Origin of the sequence: Bacillus sp. FSL K6-2841 (assembly GCF_037976435.1) — a bacterium.
Lineage (GTDB): Bacteria > Bacillota > Bacilli > Bacillales > Bacillaceae > Bacillus > Bacillus pumilus.
Genome location: NZ_CP150266.1, coordinates 2200604 through 2218224, shown reverse-complemented (window position 1 = coordinate 2218224; position 17621 = coordinate 2200604). Strand labels below are relative to the sequence as shown.

Sequence of the window (17621 nt, the reverse complement as noted above, 5' to 3'; positions counted from 1 at the left end):
CATAGCAATTGGAGGAGTATGCGCTAAAATGTGCGCTTTACTCCTCTTCTTGCTTTTTTCTCCAGATTTGATAATCTAAAAATTCACGAAATTGCTTTTTCGAAACCCCTGATGTCATTGCATCTCGAACTAGTTTTTCCCATTCACTATCTAATTGACCATCGTATTCGGTTTCATCTTTTTCGTGTAACAGTGTATGAACCGAGACGTCCAGAACAGCGGAGACTTTTTCAAGAAATTGAATGGAGGGGTTTGTTTGCAAGTTTCTTTCTATTGAGCTTAAATAAGACTTCGCTACCCCAGCCTTTTCGGCCAGTTCTGATAGTGAGTAGCCTTTTTCATTGCGGTATTGTTTAATACGCTGGCCAATCAATGTCATCACCTTCCTTTCGATATTATAGCACATTCAGAAAGGTTTGATAGAATGACTTCTTACCAGAGGGTGAGACTCAGAGGACTTTTCACTTGATTTGAGGAATTGACGGACTTCTTCCACTGTTAGCCCTGCTTTACGAGCTTCAAGTAATAATTGAACCCATTCACTGTCTAATATGTTCGTTTTCTTTTCCATACAAATACCCTCCTAAAATACTGAATCATGTATTTCAGGCACTTAACGCATGAAATGGAAAGACACAGGTGGTAAGACCTCGTAGTTTGCTTGCGTCATTTTTCCGCCCAATACAAACAGACAAACGTTGCTTTTGGCTGATCGAAAATTGTACGTCACATGAAAGGGAGGGGACCTATGGATCAACCTCCTCTTTTTTGCTGTAAGTAAAAAAGTCCGCCATTTTCAATCGTAAGACTGATTTTTGGTTCGTATAAAGTTTTGAGTGCTTGTCTTTCTATTTCATATTCTACAGACGTGTCTGAAGTCCCTTCATAAAATTGGTTTAAAAGTTCAGTGTCTTCTTTCCATTTTTGAACAGCTCTTACCGCCCAATCATCTGGTTCCTCATGGGCGTAATGCTCCATTAAACTGTAGAGCCGTCTGATTCCGCTTTCTGGCTTGATCATTGTACTCATCGTAAAGCAGTAATCGGGAATTTGAGATGACAGCTCACGGGTTTCTAGCTTTTCTTGAAATTGTTCAACGACTTCTCCTCGTATGAGATGAAGTCCTAGTGATAAAAGCTTATCCTTCTTTCGATCTGCGAGATAAGAAATTTTCACATTGAGACCAAGCCAAGGCTCGAGTGCGATCTGTTTGGTCATGAGTGGAGTGACTCGTTCATAGAGACGGATAAATCGGCCCTGCTGTTTGACGGCTTCAAAAATCTGAAATAAACGAGGGGAGCCGAAGTGGATAAATTCACCTTCAATAGTGTCATCCACTATTTTTTGATCGGTGATGAGGGTCAATTGCCGCGGCTCCGGAACACCACCAGTTTTTTCAAGCCAGTGCCAATAAAAAGGGCGGTTCATTATCAATTTATCCATATCGATGGTCAGTTGTACGGTCATATGTCCTGCGCTTTCTTCCAGTATGTCGCATTGATTTGCCTGAAAGAAACGGAGAAGAAAGGTATGTATGTCACGCTGCTTCATTGATCAACTCTCCTTTATGAGCCTTGCTGTCTTTTTTCTAAAAGCGGTGTTTTTGCTTCTGTTAAATAGGAAGCAAACTGGGTTAATTTCTTGTTCATGTCTCCATCTGATTCATGATGAAAAAGAATCTGATGCAGTTCTGTTTCGGCATCTTTGATATCGATTCGCGTTAAGATATCATCTAGATCGCCAATGACGTTTTCAAACAACTGAATTTTTTCATATAAAAGCTTTAAGATGTGTTCCTCGACGGTACCGTTAGTTGCCATATTGTAAATGTGGACATCCCGCTCTTGTCCAAGGCGGTGGATACGTCCAATCCGCTGTTCTAGACGCATCGGATTCCACGGAAGATCGTAGTTGATGATCTGATTACAAAACTGAAGGTTGATTCCTTCACCGCCTGCTTCTGTAGCAATTAACACTTGCGCCCGTTCTCTAAATAAATCTTTCATCCAATCCTTTTTGCCCCGCTTAAAGCCGCCCCGAAAAGGAACGGAGCTGATGCCATTTTGCTGAAGAAACCATTGTAAATAAATTTGTGTCGCGCGGTATTCGGTGAAAATAATGACCTTTTCATTTAACTGCTGAATAAGCTTGACGACTTCAAGCGCCTTTGTGTTTTGCTGCACTTGGTTGATTTTCTCCATAATTTGCGCTATAGCAGAGGATCCAAGGATATGTTTTTCATCTTCCTGCATTTTTTTAATTGTCATATAGACCGCCTCACGGCTTGAACAGCATTCTCGTTCCAAGGTCATGATGGAAAACATGTGTTTCGTATAAGATGGGTTCTCTTTCAGCTTGCAGATTTCATCATATAATGCTTGTTCTGTCGGAGAGAAATCAATGGAAATCGTTTTGACATGCCGTTTTGTCCACTCGATGCCTGTGTCTTGTCTTCGGTTACGAATCATCACTTTATTCACAAGCTGTTTTAAACGGTCATGGTCTTCTAGCTGTAAATCCTTTTTGGCAAAGACATCTTTAAACTGATGTTCATTCCCTAGGTGACCTGGCTTCAGAAGAGAAACGAGATTAAATATTTCTCCGATACGGTTTTGGATAGGCGTCGCTGTCAGCAGCAAGCAGAATTTCTTATTTAGATTTCTCACAAATTCATAGTTTTTCGTTTTATTGTTTTTCAGTTTGTGTGCTTCATCGATAATGACCATATCGTAGGCAATGGATAAAATGGTATCTCGATGCGGCTGCCTTTTAGCTGTATCAATGGAGGAAACCACGACGTCACACTGCTCCCACACGTAGCTCTTTTTTTGTTCGACAGCATCAATATAAAATTTCGTGCGCAGCTCCTGTACCCATTGAGATACAAGAGAGGCGGGAACGAGTATGAGAATTTTTTTGGCAAGTCCACGAATCATGTATTCTTTGATAATAAGTCCTGCTTCTACGGTTTTTCCAAGTCCCACTTCATCTGCTAAAATGGCTTTTCCGTTCATCTCTTCTACGACTCTTCTGGCAACTTCAAGCTGATGTTTTAAAGGGGTGAATGCAGGCAGATGGGCAGGAGCTTGCAGTCCTTCAAATGAATCAATGGCTGTGACTTTTTGGACCTGCGTCGCTAAACGGTACATTTCCCAGTTCGCCCATGGTCCGTCTGCTGAAAGCCGCTGCTGAAATTCACTTGCCCATTCCTGATCAAAAACCGTTTGAATCTTCAATGTGATCGCCTGCCTTTCTAGTAGGTTAAGGATAAAATTGTTCTGTATTTAAACGCTTCATTTTTTAAGAGGTCTTGAAAAGACTAGATATTTGAATAAAAGCGAACGATAATGAGTGGTTGTTTAAAAAATGTTAATGATTTTTCTGTTGCTCTTCATCCGTTTCTAATGGTAGGATGTTGGTAAGTGATCTAGAAAATAAGTCACCCATTTTGATAGTATGTCCAATAAATGTGAAGAATATGAGCGGATGATGGTATGAGGAGAGACTTGGCGGTTATTTAGCACTGGCAGGCGCCGAAGGAGCAAGCTGAATTGTTTCAGTGAATCTCTCAGGCAAAAGTACTCTTACCGGACGCAACTCTGGAGAGTGTTTGCTCATCGTTTTTTAGCAAACCACCAAAGGGGAAAACGCACAATGATGTTGTGCTGTAAACTTTCAGGTGCAAGGACAGAGACTTCTTTTTGATAAAAGGGAGCGCTCTGTCCTTTTTTGCTGTGATTTTTTTCTGAAAATTCAGCTTGTGATCTGCACTGAAAGAAAAAAGGGGGAAACGATTGATGTTGAAACGAACACCGCTTTTTCATGCGTATGAAACGTTTGGCGCAAAAACCATTGACTTCGGGGGCTGGGAATTACCTGTCCAATTTTCTTCCATTAAAGAAGAGCACGAAGCTGTTCGAACAAAGGCAGGGCTTTTTGATGTGTCTCACATGGGTGAGGTGGAAATCAAAGGTCAAGACGCCCTTCCTTTTTTACAAAGGTTATTAACCAATGATGTGTCGAAGCTGACAAACGGCAAGGCACTATATACAGCCATGTGCTATGAAGATGGCGGGACAGTGGATGATCTGCTCGTCTATCAAAAAGAAAAGAACGATTATTTGCTTGTCATTAATGCATCGAATATCGAAAAAGATGTGGAATGGCTGCTTCAGCATCAAGAGGCGAACGACGTATTGATCCAAAATGTCTCTGATCAAATCGCCTTGCTAGCACTTCAAGGACCTCTTGCCGCTGACATCATGAAAGCTGTAGCGGGTGAAGAAGTGACATCGCTCAAGCCATTTACATTTTTATCAAAAGCTGAGGTTGCTCAAAAAGAGGTGCTTGTTTCAAGAACGGGCTACACAGGGGAAGACGGCTTTGAAATCTACTGCAAGTCAGAAGATGCGGTCCACATTTGGTCGGTTTTATTGAAAGTAGGCGAGCCAAAAGGGTTAATACCGTGCGGGCTCGGTGCGCGTGACACCTTGAGATTTGAAGCAAGACTTCCGCTTTATGGCCAGGAGCTGACAAAGGAGATCTCTCCATTAGAAGGCGGGATTGGCTTTGCGGTCAAAACAGATAAAGAAGCCAATTTTATTGGCAAAGAAGCGCTCAAGAAGCAAAAAGAAGAAGGGCCGAAGCGAAAGCTTGTCGGCATTGAAATGATAGATAAAGGGATTCCGCGCACAGACTATCCAGTCTTCTCAGGAGAAAAGCAGATTGGAGTTGTCACCACAGGCACACAATCCCCAACATTAAAGAAAAATGTCGGGCTTGCTTTAATCGAATCTTCTCAGGCGCAGCTTGGAACAGAGATAGAAGTACAAGTTCGCAAAAAACGTCTAAAAGCAAAAATCGTCGCAACACCATTTTATAAAAGAGCCAAATAACGAGGGGGAATAGAGGATGAAGCACAGGTATTTGCCGCAAACCGAGCAAGATCAAAAAGAAATGCTGGATGTCATCGGCGTTCAGTCGATCGATGAGCTTTTTTCAGATATCCCAGAAAAAGTGAGATTTAAAGGAGCATACAACATTAAAGCAGCCGCATCTGAAACAGAGCTTGTAAGGGAATTATCCCGATTAGCTGCAAAGAATAAAGATACGGTTTCCTATGCATCGTTTCTTGGTGCCGGTGTATATGATCATTACCAGCCTGTCATTGTGGATCATGTCATCTCACGTTCTGAATTTTATACAGCATACACACCTTATCAGCCGGAGATTTCGCAAGGTGAACTACAAGCCATTTTTGAATTTCAAACAATGATTGCTGAGCTGACGGGTATGGATCTTGCTAACTCCTCGATGTATGACGGCGGGACGGCATTAGCTGAAGCGGCGATGCTAGCTGCTGGACATACAAAAAAGAAAAAAGTGGTTGTTTCTGAAACGGTTCACCCTGAATCAAGAGCCGTGCTAAAAACATACGCCAAAGGACAGCACATCGAAGTTGTTGAAGTGCCTGCGAAAAAAGGACAGACGGACCTAGCAGCATTAGAAAAGGCTGTCTGCGACGAGACAGCAGCAGTTCTTGTGCAATATCCAAACTTTTTTGGTGTCGTCGAACCGTTAAAAGACATCGAACCTATTGCGCATAAAGGAAAAAGTCTGTTCGTTGTTTCTAGTAATCCACTTGCACTCGGGTTACTGACACCGCCAGGAAAACTTGGAGCAGATATTGTCGTTGGTGATGCACAGCCGTTTGGCATTCCAGCAGCGTTTGGCGGGCCACATTGCGGATATTTTGCTGTGACGAAAAAGTTGATGCGAAAAGTGCCAGGCCGTTTAGTCGGACAGACAGAAGACGAAAATGGTGTTCGTGGGTTTGTACTAACTCTTCAAGCGCGTGAGCAGCATATTCGGAGAGATAAAGCGACGTCTAATATTTGTTCGAATCAGGCTTTAAATGCATTAGCTGCTTCCGTTGCCATGACAGCGCTCGGAAAAACAGGCATCAAAGACATCGCCTATCAAAACGTGCAAAAAGCCCACTATGCCAAGACGCAGGCAGAAGCACATGGACTGCTTGCTGATGTAGAAGGAGCCCATTTCAATGAATTTGTCATCAAATTACAAGAACCTGTGAAAGAAGCCAATAAACGATTGCTTGAAAAAGGAATCATCGGCGGCTATGACTTAGGGAGAGACTACCCCGAGCTTCAACATCACATGCTCGTCGCCGTGACAGAGCTAAGAACGAAAGAAGAAATTGATACGTTCATTAAGGAATTGGGGGATCGCCATGAATAAACAAGATCAGCCGCTTATTTTTGAATTATCCAAAGAAGGAAGAATTGGTTATAGCCTGCCTGATTTAGATGTACCTGAACAGGAGATCCCGTCCTTATTTGATGAGGCGTACATACGTCATGAGGATGCGGAGCTTCCTGAAGTATCTGAACTTGATATTATGCGTCATTATACAGCATTATCAAGACGTAATCACGGGGTCGATTCCGGATTTTATCCTCTTGGCTCTTGTACGATGAAATATAATCCAAAGATTAATGAAAAGGTTGCACGCTTTGCAGGCTTCGCGCAAGTCCATCCACTACAGGAGGCGGACACTGTGCAGGGAGCATTAGAATTACTGTATGACCTAGGTGATCATCTTGAAGAAATTACGGGGATGGACGCTGTGACATTACAGCCTGCGGCAGGAGCACACGGGGAATGGACAGGACTCATGATGATCCGTGCGTACCATGAAGCAAGAGGAGACCATAAGCGAACAAAAGTCATTGTACCGGATTCTGCTCATGGAACGAACCCAGCATCTGCGACAGTGGCCGGATTTGAAACCATTACCGTCGCATCTGATGAGAATGGACTTGTTGATTTAGAGGACCTGCGCCGTGTTGTCAATGAAGAAACTGCGGCTTTAATGCTGACGAATCCAAATACACTTGGCCTATTCGAAGAAAATATTTTAGAAATGGCTGAAATCGTTCACGGAGCTGGCGGCAAGCTTTATTATGACGGAGCCAACTTGAATGCCGTTTTGAGCAGAGCAAGACCGGGGGATATGGGCTTTGACGTTGTTCACTTAAATCTTCATAAAACCTTTACAGGTCCACATGGAGGTGGAGGCCCTGGTTCAGGTCCTGTAGGCGTCAAAAAGGATTTGATTCCGTACTTGCCAAAGCCGGTGCTTGTGAAGAAAGAAGGCCGCTTTTACTTCGATGATGATCGACCAGAATCAATTGGCCGCGTGAAGCCGTTCTATGGCAACTTCGGCATTAATGTCAGAGCGTATGCGTATATTCGCTCTATGGGTCCAGACGGCTTAAAGGCTGTAACTGATAATGCTGTGTTAAATGCGAACTATATGATGCGCCGTTTAAGTACTCATTTCGATTTGCCATTTGACCGTCACTGTAAGCATGAATTTGTCCTTTCAGGTAAACGTCAGAAAAAATTAGGTGTGCGTACACTGGATATTGCCAAACGATTACTTGATTTTGGCTATCATCCGCCAACGATCTACTTCCCGCTCAATGTAGAGGAATGTATCATGATTGAACCAACTGAAACAGAATCAAAAGAAACTCTTGATGCCTTTATCGAAGCAATGATTCAGATTGCCAAAGAAGCAGAAGAAAATCCAGAAGTGGTACAGGAAGCGCCGCATACAACAGTCGTCAAACGAATGGACGAAACAAAGGCCGCGCGAAATCCAGTTCTCGTTTTTGAAAGATAAAGAAAAAAGACTCAGGGGGGATCATGCTCCCAGAGTCTTTTTTGTTAGTTCTTTGTTTTGATGCGGCCGCCCCATTTTTTAAAGCCGCCTTTTAAATTATAAATCTCACGACAGCCGTTTTTACGTAAAGTTTGCGCTGCTTTTCCGCTTCTCAAATTGTTTTGGCAATAGAGATAAACAGGCTTGTCAGGACGAATTTCATTTTTGCGCTGTTTTAGCTGGGAAAGGGGGATGTTTCTTGCCCCTAAAATATGTCCGCCATCAAACTCATTTGGCTCTCTCACATCAATGAGTTGAGCTTTGCGGTAACCTTTAATAAATTCTGCTTCCGTCAGCGTTTTCATAATACGCTGCTGATAAATGTAGCTGCCGACAGAATAAAGAACGAAAAGTCCACAAAGTGAGAGGACGATATAGTTGAACATTGACAATACAACTCGACTCCTTCTTGAGCATCAGCACAGTGGCCTGTCTGATGGTACGTTTTAGACAAATACTATTATAGTAAAGCAAAAGAAACTTGTCATCATAAATGGTCAGAATTATTTTCAATTCGTTCCCTATTTGATAGACTGATGAAGAGAGAATATCGGTGGCTGTGACCATCATCTAACATTGACTACGTAAAAGAGAAGGGATTTTTATATGCAAAAAGAGAAATGGTGTTTCATTGATACAGGAAATCAAGACCCTGCCTTTAACATGGCAATGGATGAAGCCTTGCTTTATTGGCATAGTGAGAAGCTCATCCCGCCTGTCATCCGTTTTTATGGATGGAATCCGGCGACATTGTCTGTTGGGTATTTTCAGCATGTTGAAAAAGAAATCAACATGGAAGCAGTCGAGCGTTATGGCCTTGGGTTTGTGCGCAGACCAACTGGAGGGCGGGGGGTTCTTCATGATCAGGAGCTGACCTACAGCGTGATTGTGTCAGAGGAACACCCAGAAATGCCGGCGACGGTGACAGAGGCATACCGCGTCATTTCAGAAGGCATTTTAGAGGGCTTTAAAGAACTGGGACTCGATGCGTATTTTGCCATTCCTCGAACAGATAAAGAAAAAGAAAGCTTAAAAAATCCAAGATCGTCTGTATGCTTTGATGCCCCTTCCTGGTACGAGCTTGTCGTAGAAGGCAGAAAGGTAGCAGGCAGTGCTCAAACGAGACAAAAAGGAGTGATCCTCCAGCACGGCTCCATCTTAATTGACCTTGATGAGGACAAATTGTTCGATTTATTTCTTTATCCAAACGACCGGGTGAGAGAGCGGATGCAGAGAAGCTTTAAAAACAAAGCGGTCGCCATCAATGAAATCTCAGACCGAACCTGTACAATAGATGATGCGCGTGTGGCGTTTAAACGAGGATTTGAAAAAGGATTAAATATTGAGCTTGTGCCTTATGAGCTGACAGATGAAGAGTTAGCATTTGTCCACCACCTTGCCAAAACGAAATATGCATCAGACGAGTGGAATTACAAGCGTTAAAGACAGTGGACACTCCTTGTTTTTTAATGGGCGATGGTGTAGAATTGTTATGATTATTAAGTAAAGGTGCATTATGGAGGGGTTTTATGACTACACCTAGTATGGAAGATTACATTGAACAAATATATATGCTGATAGAAGAAAAAGGATATGCCAGAGTCTCTGATATTGCAGAAGCACTCGCTGTCCATCCCTCCTCTGTAACAAAAATGGTTCAGAAGCTAGATAAAGATGAATACCTCATTTATGAGAAGTATCGTGGTCTAATTTTAACCCCGAAAGGCAAAAAAATTGGAAAACGTCTCGTATACAGACATGAACTGCTAGAGCAATTTTTAAGAATCATTGGTGTAGATGAAGAGAAAATTTATGATGATGTAGAAGGCATTGAACATCATCTCAGCTGGAACAGCATTGACCGTATCGGCGATCTCGTTCAATTCTTTGAAGAAAACGACGAGCGATCTGTTCAGCTGAAAGCGATTCAAAAGAAGAACGAACAAACAAATCAAGAATCTTAAGAAAAAGGACACCCTCAGCATGGGTGTCCTTTTTGATTAAAGTTCTAATTGAAAGCATATGCTCTTACACTATTAATAGCGTGATATCAAAGGGGGCTCCTCGATGAAGATAGATGGTGTGTTCTCAGGTGGAGGCATTAAAGGGGCAGCACTTGCGGGTGCCTATGAAGCGCTTGAAGCGAGAGGATATCAATTTGTCCGCCTTGCTGGTACAAGTGCTGGAGCGATCATTGCTTCACTCATCGCGGCAGGCTTTACAAGTCAGGAGATTCGGGGGCTTTTAGATGAAATGGATGAACATCAGTTGCTTGATAGGAGATGTCAATTCATCCCGTTTAAAATGCTTAGATGGGTGTCTATTTATTGGCGTCTTGGTCTTTACAAAGGCGACCGGCTGGAAAAATGGCTGACAGATGTGTTGAAACGAAAGGGGGTCACCGTATTTGGGGATCTTAAAAAAGATTCGCTGAAAATTGTTGCCTCTGATTTAACAAATGGAAAAATTCTCGTGCTGCCAGACGACCTTCCTTCATACGGCTTAAATCCAGAGCGTTTTTCTGTTGCAAGGGCAATCCGGATGAGCTGCAGTCTGCCGTATTTTTTCGAGCCTGTCAAACTAAAGTCATCAAAAGGCATTTGTACCATTGTGGATGGAGGCGTGCTTAGTAATTTTCCAATTTGGTTGTTTGCCGAAGAGAAAAAAAGACCGTTCGTCGGTGTCACATTAACCCCAAACGAAAAAGAACGCCCTCAACACTCCATCCGCAATGCGTTTGAACTGTTTGGCGCTCTTTTTGAAACGATGCGTGGTGCTCATGACGAAAGACACATTGCCACAAAACACGAACGTCATGTGATTTTTATTCCTGTAGAACACGTCATTGCCACTGATTTTCAGCTGATGACAGAAAAGAAAAAGGCGCTCGTCGATCTAGGCAGACAGAAGGCCGAGCAATTTTTAAAAAGCTGGACATTTTAAAACAAAGCGCGATTCTTCTTTTTGTTTTTCTTGCCTTCAATCACAGTTAACTGTGTTTGGCTTTTCTTTTTGAGAAGGACGGGCTTAGACTTGTGGTCAGTCGGCACGCTTCGCAAATGAGTGACCCGATTTTTCATCTGGCTTTTCGTTTTTGGTTTAGGCTGCTGGTAGCGACGTTTAGATTGTTTGACTGCTTTACGATAAAGATTGCCCTCTGTTCCAGTTCTTCGATTCATCAGCCATCTAAATAGGAAAAACATAACCGCTCCAATGATCACAACTGATAGCAGCATTGTAAAAAGTCTGCCTGGATTCGTTGTGAGTAAATACACAAATCCCAAAACACCTAAAGCGAAAATAATGGTAAAAGCAGGATGTACTCGGCGATTCATAACTGTCCACCTCCGAAGGAATTTACCGGATTTATAAGTTAGATCACTTGATGAGCAGAATCTGACGCTTGTTTCAGAGATGCTTCCTCTAAACGAAGAAGTTCATTAAAACTTGCAATGGCTACCTCGACTTGATCGTCAGAAGGTTCTTTTGTTGTCAGCAATTGCAGCCAAAGGCCAGGATAGCCAAGCACTTTCAGCACAGGCACTTCTCGGAGTTTATTCGTAAGCTGAAGCACTTCAAATGAAATGCCGAGAACAACTGGAATGAGCGCCAAGCGATTCAGAATTCTCACCCATAAAGGATCTGTCGGTACGAGTAAATAGACGAACATTCCGACAATGACAGTGAATAAAATAAAGCTGCTACCGCATCGATAATGAAGACGTGATTGTTTTTGGACATTTTCCACTGTGATGTCAAGATTCTGTTCATAGCAGTTTATGACTTTATGTTCTGCGCCATGATATTGAAATACCCTTTTAATTAAAGGGGTCATGGAAATAAAGTAAATATAGCCTAATAACAGGACCAGTTTAAAGAATGTTTCAACTGCGATTTGTGCGAAATTCCCTGAAAAGACGGGCCGCACAAGTTCAGCTAAAAAGACAGGTACTAGGGTAAAGACAAATTTACTAAAGAGGAGAGAGAGAACTCCGATCACAGCAATGCCGAAAATCATAGATAATTTTGAGCTTTGTTGTTCTTTTTCAAGAGTATGATCTCCTGAAGGATCTAAGTCATAGCGCTCGCTGGAGAAGTTCAAGTGCTTACTGCCATTTGCGCTTGCTTCAACAAGTGCAACAACACCCCTGACAAAGGGGATTTTCTTGAGAAAGGCGGTTCGTTTATTGAAGGTCCGGGGAAGCTTTAAAAACTCAATGGACTGATCCTTACGCCGAATCGCTGTCACATAGTTCTTTTTACCTCCGAACATGACACCTTCGACAACTGCCTGCCCTCCATATGCTGGAGATTTTGTTTGATTGGACATATTTCATCAACCTGCCTGTTTCCTGTAATTTACATGCATTTCCTTATACCTTTATTGTACAGGAAATGTAGGGAAATCACTAGCGCACAGGTCGATTATCTACTAGAATTCTATCTACCTCTTTTTAGCCAGTATACCCTGTTATAAAAATTTTACACTCACGTATGGAAATCCTTTTTTTTATGACATTTTGGACATACTACTTGCTGGAGGTGTTCACAAATGAAACGTGATGAAAAGAAAAACCAAGAAAAGAACAATCAGTCTGTACAAACGTCATCGCTATTGGCAAGAGCAGCTGCGACAGGCTTTGTTGGCGGTGTTTTTTGGGGCTTTATCGGGTTTCTGACCCATATGTTTCATTTCTCAGAGGTGAGTCCCAATATGCTCCTTCAGCCTTTTGTACTCGGAGAGTGGAAAAAGGGCGGACTTGGTACTTTTATCAGTATTGTGCTTTTAGGGGTTTTATCGATCGGAGCAGCCTTTATTTATTATGGGCTTTTGAAACGGATCAAAGGCTATTGGATGGGGCTGATATATGGCGCGCTTTTATGGCTGATCGTTTTTTACGTATTTAACCCGATTTTCCCAGATGTAAAGCAAGTACAAGATTTGCAGCAAAGCACCATCGTCACGACATTTTGCCTATATATTTTATACGGCATGTTTGTCGGGTACAGCATTTCGTTTGAATATAATGAATTAACGAGTCAAAAGCTTGCGAGGGCACTCGGGAAAAAGACAGAATAAAGTGTAAATCACCTATTCATATGATAAAATATTTTTGGAAACGAAAGGTTTCTAAGGAAAAAGAAACAGATCTCGATATAGATTGAATTAGGGTGAAGGAGTGGTTGTATGCCTCATTTTCTTGTGCTGAATGGGCCGAATTTAAATAGGCTTGGCAAAAGAGAGCCGGCTGTTTACGGAAGTAAGACGCTGACAGATTTAGAGACAGATTTGTTCCAGTTTGCAGAAAGAGCCAATATCCAGTTAACGTTCTTTCAATCAAATCACGAAGGAGATTTGATTGATGCGCTCCACGAGGCAGAAGATCAGTACGATGGAGTCGTATTTAACCCGGGGGCTTTTACACATTACAGCTATGCCCTGAGAGATGCCATTGCAAGTATTTCTTTATCCGTCGTTGAAGTACATATCTCAAACGTTCATAAGAGAGAGGAATTCCGCCATCATTCTGTACTTGCTCCAGTATGCCAAGGGCAAATCGTTGGTCTTGGTTTAGAAGGGTATAAATTGGCGATTCGTTATTTAGTGAGTGAAGGGGGAGCAGTATCATGAAACTTGAAAAGTTAAGAACACTTTTATCTGAATTAGAGATCGATGGTCTAGTCATTACGAGCAGCTTTAATTTACAGTATATGACCAGCTTTACTGGTTCAGCCGGTCTCGCCGTTGTTTCAAAGGATCGGGCAGCTTTTATCACGGATTTCCGTTATACAGAGCAAGCGAAGGACCAAGTAAAAGGCTTCGACATTATTGAACATAAAGGAAATATCGCAGAAACCGCAGCTCAAACGGCAAAGGAATTTGGGATCAAACGCCTTGGATTTGAACAAAACCATATGACATTTGCCACGTACCAGCAGTATGCAGAGAAAACAGGTGATATTGAGCTTGTTCCGGTCTCAGAATCAGTTGAAAAGTTGCGCTTGATTAAGTCTAGTGAAGAGATTAAGATATTAGAGGAAGCTGCGAAGATTGCAGATCACGCCTTTGATCATATTCTCACTTACATCAAGCCGGGCTTGACGGAAATTGCTGTCATGAACGAGCTTGAATTTTTCATGAGAAAAGAAGGCGCTGAAGGATCTTCATTCGATATGATTGTCGCCTCAGGTGTTCGTTCAAGCCTGCCGCACGGAAGAGCGAGTGAAAAGGTGATTGAATCTGGTGATTTAGTTACACTCGATTTCGGTGCTTACTATAAAGGGTATTGTTCTGATATGACAAGAACGATTGCTGTTGGCACACCGAGCGATAAGTTAAAGGAAATTTATCATATCGTATTAGAAGCAGAAAACGCTGGTGTGGATAGAATCAAGCCAGGCTTAACAGGAAAAGAAGCTGATCGCATCACACGTGACATCATTGAAAAGTATGGCTATGGTCAATACTTCGGGCATTCAACTGGCCACGGGCTAGGGATGGAAGTACATGAAGCGCCAGGCCTTTCCTCACGATCAGAGGTCGTTTTAGAAGAGGGAATGGTCGTGACAGTTGAACCGGGAATTTACTTGCCGGATGTCGGCGGCGTGAGAATTGAGGATGATATTGTCCTGACAGCTGACGGCAATAAACGATTGACCCACTCACCGAAAGAACTTATCATATTATGATGGTGAAATGTAGGAGGATGACAAAATGATTTCAGTAAACGATTTTCGTACAGGCCTGACAATTGAAGTGGACGGCGGTATTTGGCGTGTAGTGGATTTCCAACACGTAAAGCCAGGGAAAGGCGCAGCGTTTGTTCGTTCGAAACTGCGTAACCTGCGTACTGGTGCTATTCAAGAAAAAACATTCCGTGCAGGCGAAAAAGTAGCGAAAGCTCAAATCGAAACAAAAACAATGCAATATTTATATGCAAATGGCGACCAACATGTCTTCATGGATACAAGTTCTTATGAGCAGCTTGAACTAAGTGAAACACAAATTAAAGATGAGCTGAAATATTTGCTAGAAAATATGTCGGTTCACATTGTGATGTATGGTGCTGAAACACTTGGAGTAGAACTTCCAAACACGGTAGAACTAGAAGTAGTAGAAACAGAGCCTGGTATTAAAGGTGACACGACATCAGGCGGATCAAAACCTGCAAAAACAGAAACTGGTTTAATCGTCAACGTTCCTTTCTTTGTGAACCAAGGAGATAAACTAGTCATTAATACATCAGACGGTTCATACGTGTCAAGAGCGTAATGAACGAAAAAAAGACTGTAAACCTCGTGTTTACAGTCTTTTTTTATTGTAAAACATGTAAGACTCCCCCAAAAGGTACGCCTTCTCTCAATTCTCTCATTCATCTCTTTTCCTTTCCGAAAAACAAGACTACTTCCAGCTAGACAAGCATATAGTGTAAAAAAAGCTGGAGGTTCTAGTATGAAACAATTTCTCCCGGGCATCCATCCATCAGTCGCTGCGATGGCAGGCATGAGGTTTTTATCAGCAGCGATTGAAATGACAGCCGCCATCCTCATTTTAGTCACAAATGATGTCCGTAAAGCGGTTGTCATTAATAGTATATTGGCGATCATTGGGCCGCTCATTTTTATTATCACGATGACGATTGGAATCTATCAAATCGCAGGGCAGCTATCCTATGCCAAGCTCGTCTTTATTTTCATTGGTGTCGTATTTATTCTTGTTGGGATTTATAAGTAAAACGGCTTGGCATAATTAACGGCTCCCATCATACATTTTAGAGAAGAAAAAAAGGAGGGGAATTCGTTGCGGAGCTTGTTGGATATTCTCCCGCACTCGATTGGACAAGAACTTAGACTGCTAAAAGAAGCAGAATGGGATCAAATAGAAGAAATCCGCATTCGCACGGATCGTCCTATTGAATTAATGCAAAGAGGAAAACCGCGCTTTCTTTCTTATCGCACAACAGGAGAAGATGCGTCTCAGCTATTAGGCAGGCTGAGCAATTACAGCATGTACACACTTGAAGAGGAGCTAAAGCAAGGCTACATCACCATTTCAGGCGGGCACCGGGTGGGACTTGCAGGAAAGGTGATCGTTGAAAACGGCATTGTCAAAGGATTAAGAGATATCTCTTCATTTAATATCCGCATCGCAAAAGAAAAAGTCGGGATTGCGCTTCCCTTTCTTCCTTATTTATATGATGAGCACTGGTGCAATACACTGATCATCGGTCCACCGCAAACAGGGAAAACGACATTATTGCGGGATATAGCAAGACTGGCTAGTACGGGCACAAAAGCAATTCCTCCTAAAAAAACAGGCATTATAGATGAGCGATCAGAAATCGCTGGGTGTATAAGAGGGGTGCCGCAGCACCAGTTTGGACACCGGGTGGATGTGCTCGATGCGTGTCCAAAGGCTGAGGGCTTGATGATGATGATTCGGTCTATGAGTCCAGAGATCATGATTGTCGATGAAATCGGCAAACGCGAGGATGTGCAGGCACTTTTAGAAGCGATTCATGCGGGGGTCACCATTATCGTTTCCGTTCATGGCTATTCACTTGAAGATGTATATAAACGTCCATCATTGAAACCGCTATGGGAGCTTCGTGTGTTTGAGCGTTATGTTGAATTAAATCGCAAGGACGGTCCCGGCACGATCGGACGAATATATGACCAAGGCGGACAAGAGATGAAATGGAGGCGGGGAGTGGACGTATGTTAAAGCTCATTGGCGCTATCTTGATTGTCGCGGCTACGACTTGGGGAGGGTTCGAGTTTGCCAAACGATATAGCGACCGGCCGAAACAAATTCGACAGCTCCGGTTTGCGCTCCAGTCTCTTGAAGCTGAAATTATGTATGGTCAAACACCTCTAGCGCGTGCAGCAGAGCAAATTGCGTCACAAGTAGGCACTCCTGTGAATCGGTTATTTGAACAATTTGCAGAAAAGCTGAAAGGTGGAACTTTTTCTGCACGGCATGCATGGAATGAGAGTCTTGAGGATGTTTGGAAAAAAACCGTCTTAAAAAAAGGCGAATATGAGGCACTGAAGCACTTTGGAGAAACACTTGGCCAGCATGATGTCACGTCTCAGCAAAAATATATCAAGCTTGCTTTAGGTCATTTGGAATCGGAGGAGAAGGAAGCTGAAATCGCCCAAGCCAAAAATGAAAAAATGGTCAGAAGCCTCGGATTTTTAAGCGGATTACTACTGATTCTTTTATTGATGTGAGAGGAAGGGAGTCGAGAGCATGGGCGTTGATGTAAACGTCATTTTTCAAATTGCGGGAGTAGGCATCGTTGTGGCATTCCTCCATACGATTTTAGATCAAATGGGGAAAAAGGAGTACGCTCAGTGGGTCACGCTGCTTGGGTTTATCTACATTTTGTTTATGGTAGCAACCATTGTAGATGATTTGTTTAAAAAGATTAAAGCCGTATTTCTATTTCAAGGATAGGGGAGGGCTTACAAATCGAAATCATACAAATTGTTGGACTTGGTTTAATCGCTACTTTTTTAGCATTAATCGTCAAAGAACAAAAGCCAACCTTCGCCTTTTTGCTAGTTGTATTTACAGGGTGTGTGATCTTTCTTTATTTAATAGATCAAATCTATGCCATTATCTCGATGATAGAAAAAATTGCGGCAAGTGCCGGTGTCAATATGAAGTATGTTGAAACCATTTTAAAAATTATTGGCATTGCCTATATTGCGGAATTTGGCGCCCAGCTGACAAAAGATGCTGGACAAGGCGCCATTGCATCAAAAATAGAGCTTGGCGGCAAAATTCTCATCTTGGTCATGGCAGTTCCTATTTTAACAGTCATCATTGAGACGATCTTAGGTATGATCCCGTCCATGACTTAATTGA

General features: G+C 42.5%; 22 protein-coding genes and 1 riboswitch. Of the genes, 15 read left to right on the top strand and 7 right to left on the bottom strand.

All coding sequences use genetic code 11. From position 1 onward, the window contains the following. Positions 1-37 precede the first annotated feature (37 nt). The 4 genes from sinR to MHH68_RS11175 all read right to left on the bottom strand — a co-directional run bounded on the left by sinR (position 38) and on the right by MHH68_RS11175 (position 3236). Positions 38-373, bottom strand: coding sequence for a transcriptional regulator SinR (sinR, locus tag MHH68_RS11190; protein ID WP_012010555.1), 336 nt, complete (start codon positions 371-373; stop codon positions 38-40). A gap of 33 nt (positions 374-406) precedes the next feature. Further along, positions 407-571, bottom strand: coding sequence for an anti-repressor SinI family protein (locus MHH68_RS11185; protein WP_003217357.1), 165 nt, complete (start codon positions 569-571; stop codon positions 407-409). A gap of 182 nt (positions 572-753) precedes the next feature. Further along, a complete protein-coding gene (locus MHH68_RS11180; protein ID WP_058014689.1) occupies positions 754-1551 on the bottom strand; it encodes a YqhG family protein in 798 nt (265 codons plus the stop codon). Between the two features lie 14 nt (positions 1552-1565). Beyond that, entirely contained in the window at positions 1566-3236 is a 1671-nt protein-coding gene (locus MHH68_RS11175) for an SNF2-related protein (protein WP_339163088.1), read from the bottom strand. 250 nt (positions 3237-3486) lie between these two features. Beyond that, positions 3487-3594: riboswitch (glycine riboswitch) on the top strand. 203 nt (positions 3595-3797) lie between these two features. Between MHH68_RS11175 and gcvT the strand changes: the two genes are divergently transcribed. From gcvT to gcvPB, 3 genes are read left to right on the top strand one after another with little or no spacing between them, the layout of a single operon-like run. Continuing rightward, a complete protein-coding gene (gcvT, locus tag MHH68_RS11170; protein ID WP_144462734.1) occupies positions 3798-4895 on the top strand; it encodes a glycine cleavage system aminomethyltransferase GcvT in 1098 nt (365 codons plus the stop codon). Between the two features lie 16 nt (positions 4896-4911). Beyond that, positions 4912-6258, top strand: a complete 1347-nt coding sequence (gene gcvPA, locus MHH68_RS11165; RefSeq protein ID WP_180310528.1) for an aminomethyl-transferring glycine dehydrogenase subunit GcvPA — start codon at positions 4912-4914, stop codon at positions 6256-6258. Next, positions 6251-7708 carry an aminomethyl-transferring glycine dehydrogenase subunit GcvPB gene (gene gcvPB, locus MHH68_RS11160; protein ID WP_058014693.1) on the top strand — a complete coding sequence of 486 codons (1458 nt, stop codon included), beginning with the start codon at positions 6251-6253 and terminating at the stop codon, positions 7706-7708. Before gcvPA ends, gcvPB begins: the two co-directional genes overlap by 8 nt. A 44-nt stretch (positions 7709-7752) precedes the next feature. Here gcvPB and MHH68_RS11155 read toward each other — a convergent pair whose 3' ends face one another. Beyond that, positions 7753-8133 carry a rhodanese-like domain-containing protein gene (locus MHH68_RS11155; protein ID WP_041816283.1) on the bottom strand — a complete coding sequence of 127 codons (381 nt, stop codon included), beginning with the start codon at positions 8131-8133 and terminating at the stop codon, positions 7753-7755. Positions 8134-8353: 220 nt separating this feature from the next. Between MHH68_RS11155 and MHH68_RS11150 the strand changes: the two genes are divergently transcribed. From MHH68_RS11150 to MHH68_RS11140, 3 genes are all read left to right on the top strand, one after another. Then, complete coding sequence (locus tag MHH68_RS11150) at positions 8354-9190, top strand: biotin/lipoate A/B protein ligase family protein (protein ID WP_003216009.1); 837 nt, start codon at positions 8354-8356, stop codon at positions 9188-9190. 86 nt (positions 9191-9276) lie between these two features. Next, positions 9277-9711 carry a transcriptional regulator MntR gene (gene mntR / locus MHH68_RS11145; RefSeq protein ID WP_003215946.1) on the top strand — a complete coding sequence of 145 codons (435 nt, stop codon included), beginning with the start codon at positions 9277-9279 and terminating at the stop codon, positions 9709-9711. Between the two features lie 103 nt (positions 9712-9814). Beyond that, positions 9815-10690: a patatin-like phospholipase family protein gene (locus tag MHH68_RS11140; protein WP_058014695.1), complete on the top strand. Its 876-nt coding sequence runs from the start codon at positions 9815-9817 to the stop codon at positions 10688-10690. Here MHH68_RS11140 and MHH68_RS11135 read toward each other — a convergent pair. Both MHH68_RS11135 and MHH68_RS11130 read right to left on the bottom strand, forming a co-directional pair. Further along, positions 10687-11082 carry an SA1362 family protein gene (locus tag MHH68_RS11135; protein WP_003215754.1) on the bottom strand — a complete coding sequence of 132 codons (396 nt, stop codon included), beginning with the start codon at positions 11080-11082 and terminating at the stop codon, positions 10687-10689. The genes MHH68_RS11140 and MHH68_RS11135 overlap by 4 nt on opposite strands. 38 nt (positions 11083-11120) lie before the next feature. Next, the gene (locus MHH68_RS11130) at positions 11121-12077 is read right to left on the bottom strand and encodes a DUF1385 domain-containing protein (RefSeq protein WP_339163082.1); all 957 of its coding nucleotides are present in this window, start codon (positions 12075-12077) and stop codon (positions 11121-11123) included. Positions 12078-12299: 222 nt separating this feature from the next. On the opposite strand from MHH68_RS11130, the gene MHH68_RS11125 reads away from it, so the two are divergent. The 9 genes from MHH68_RS11125 (at position 12300) to spoIIIAD (ending at position 17617) form a co-directional block, all read left to right on the top strand. Continuing rightward, positions 12300-12827 (top strand): YqhR family membrane protein, encoded by a 528-nt coding sequence (locus MHH68_RS11125; protein ID WP_339163080.1) that lies wholly within the window; start codon positions 12300-12302, stop codon positions 12825-12827. A 108-nt stretch (positions 12828-12935) separates the two neighbouring features. Then, positions 12936-13379 (top strand): type II 3-dehydroquinate dehydratase, encoded by a 444-nt coding sequence (gene aroQ / locus MHH68_RS11120; protein WP_003215787.1) that lies wholly within the window; start codon positions 12936-12938, stop codon positions 13377-13379. Further along, a complete protein-coding gene (locus tag MHH68_RS11115) occupies positions 13376-14437 on the top strand; it encodes a Xaa-Pro peptidase family protein (protein ID WP_268496888.1) in 1062 nt (353 codons plus the stop codon). Before aroQ ends, MHH68_RS11115 begins: the two co-directional genes overlap by 4 nt. Before the next feature lie 25 nt (positions 14438-14462). Next, the gene (gene efp / locus MHH68_RS11110; RefSeq protein WP_003215497.1) at positions 14463-15020 is read left to right on the top strand and encodes an elongation factor P; all 558 of its coding nucleotides are present in this window, start codon (positions 14463-14465) and stop codon (positions 15018-15020) included. 180 nt (positions 15021-15200) lie between these two features. After that, a complete protein-coding gene (locus MHH68_RS11105) occupies positions 15201-15482 on the top strand; it encodes a YqhV family protein (RefSeq protein ID WP_058014699.1) in 282 nt (93 codons plus the stop codon). Positions 15483-15548: 66 nt separating this feature from the next. Further along, on the top strand, positions 15549-16472 hold the full coding sequence (spoIIIAA, locus tag MHH68_RS11100; protein WP_339163076.1) for a stage III sporulation protein AA: 924 nt from the start codon (positions 15549-15551) through the stop codon (positions 16470-16472). Beyond that, entirely contained in the window at positions 16466-16981 is a 516-nt protein-coding gene (spoIIIAB, locus tag MHH68_RS11095; protein WP_058014701.1) for a stage III sporulation protein SpoIIIAB, read from the top strand. Before spoIIIAA ends, spoIIIAB begins: the two co-directional genes overlap by 7 nt. 19 nt (positions 16982-17000) lie before the next feature. Continuing rightward, positions 17001-17207 (top strand): stage III sporulation protein AC, encoded by a 207-nt coding sequence (gene spoIIIAC / locus MHH68_RS11090; protein ID WP_003153142.1) that lies wholly within the window; start codon positions 17001-17003, stop codon positions 17205-17207. Continuing rightward, positions 17204-17617, top strand: a complete 414-nt coding sequence (spoIIIAD, locus tag MHH68_RS11085) for a stage III sporulation protein AD (RefSeq protein ID WP_144462743.1) — start codon at positions 17204-17206, stop codon at positions 17615-17617. Before spoIIIAC ends, spoIIIAD begins: the two co-directional genes overlap by 4 nt. Positions 17618-17621: the final 4 nt, after the last annotated feature.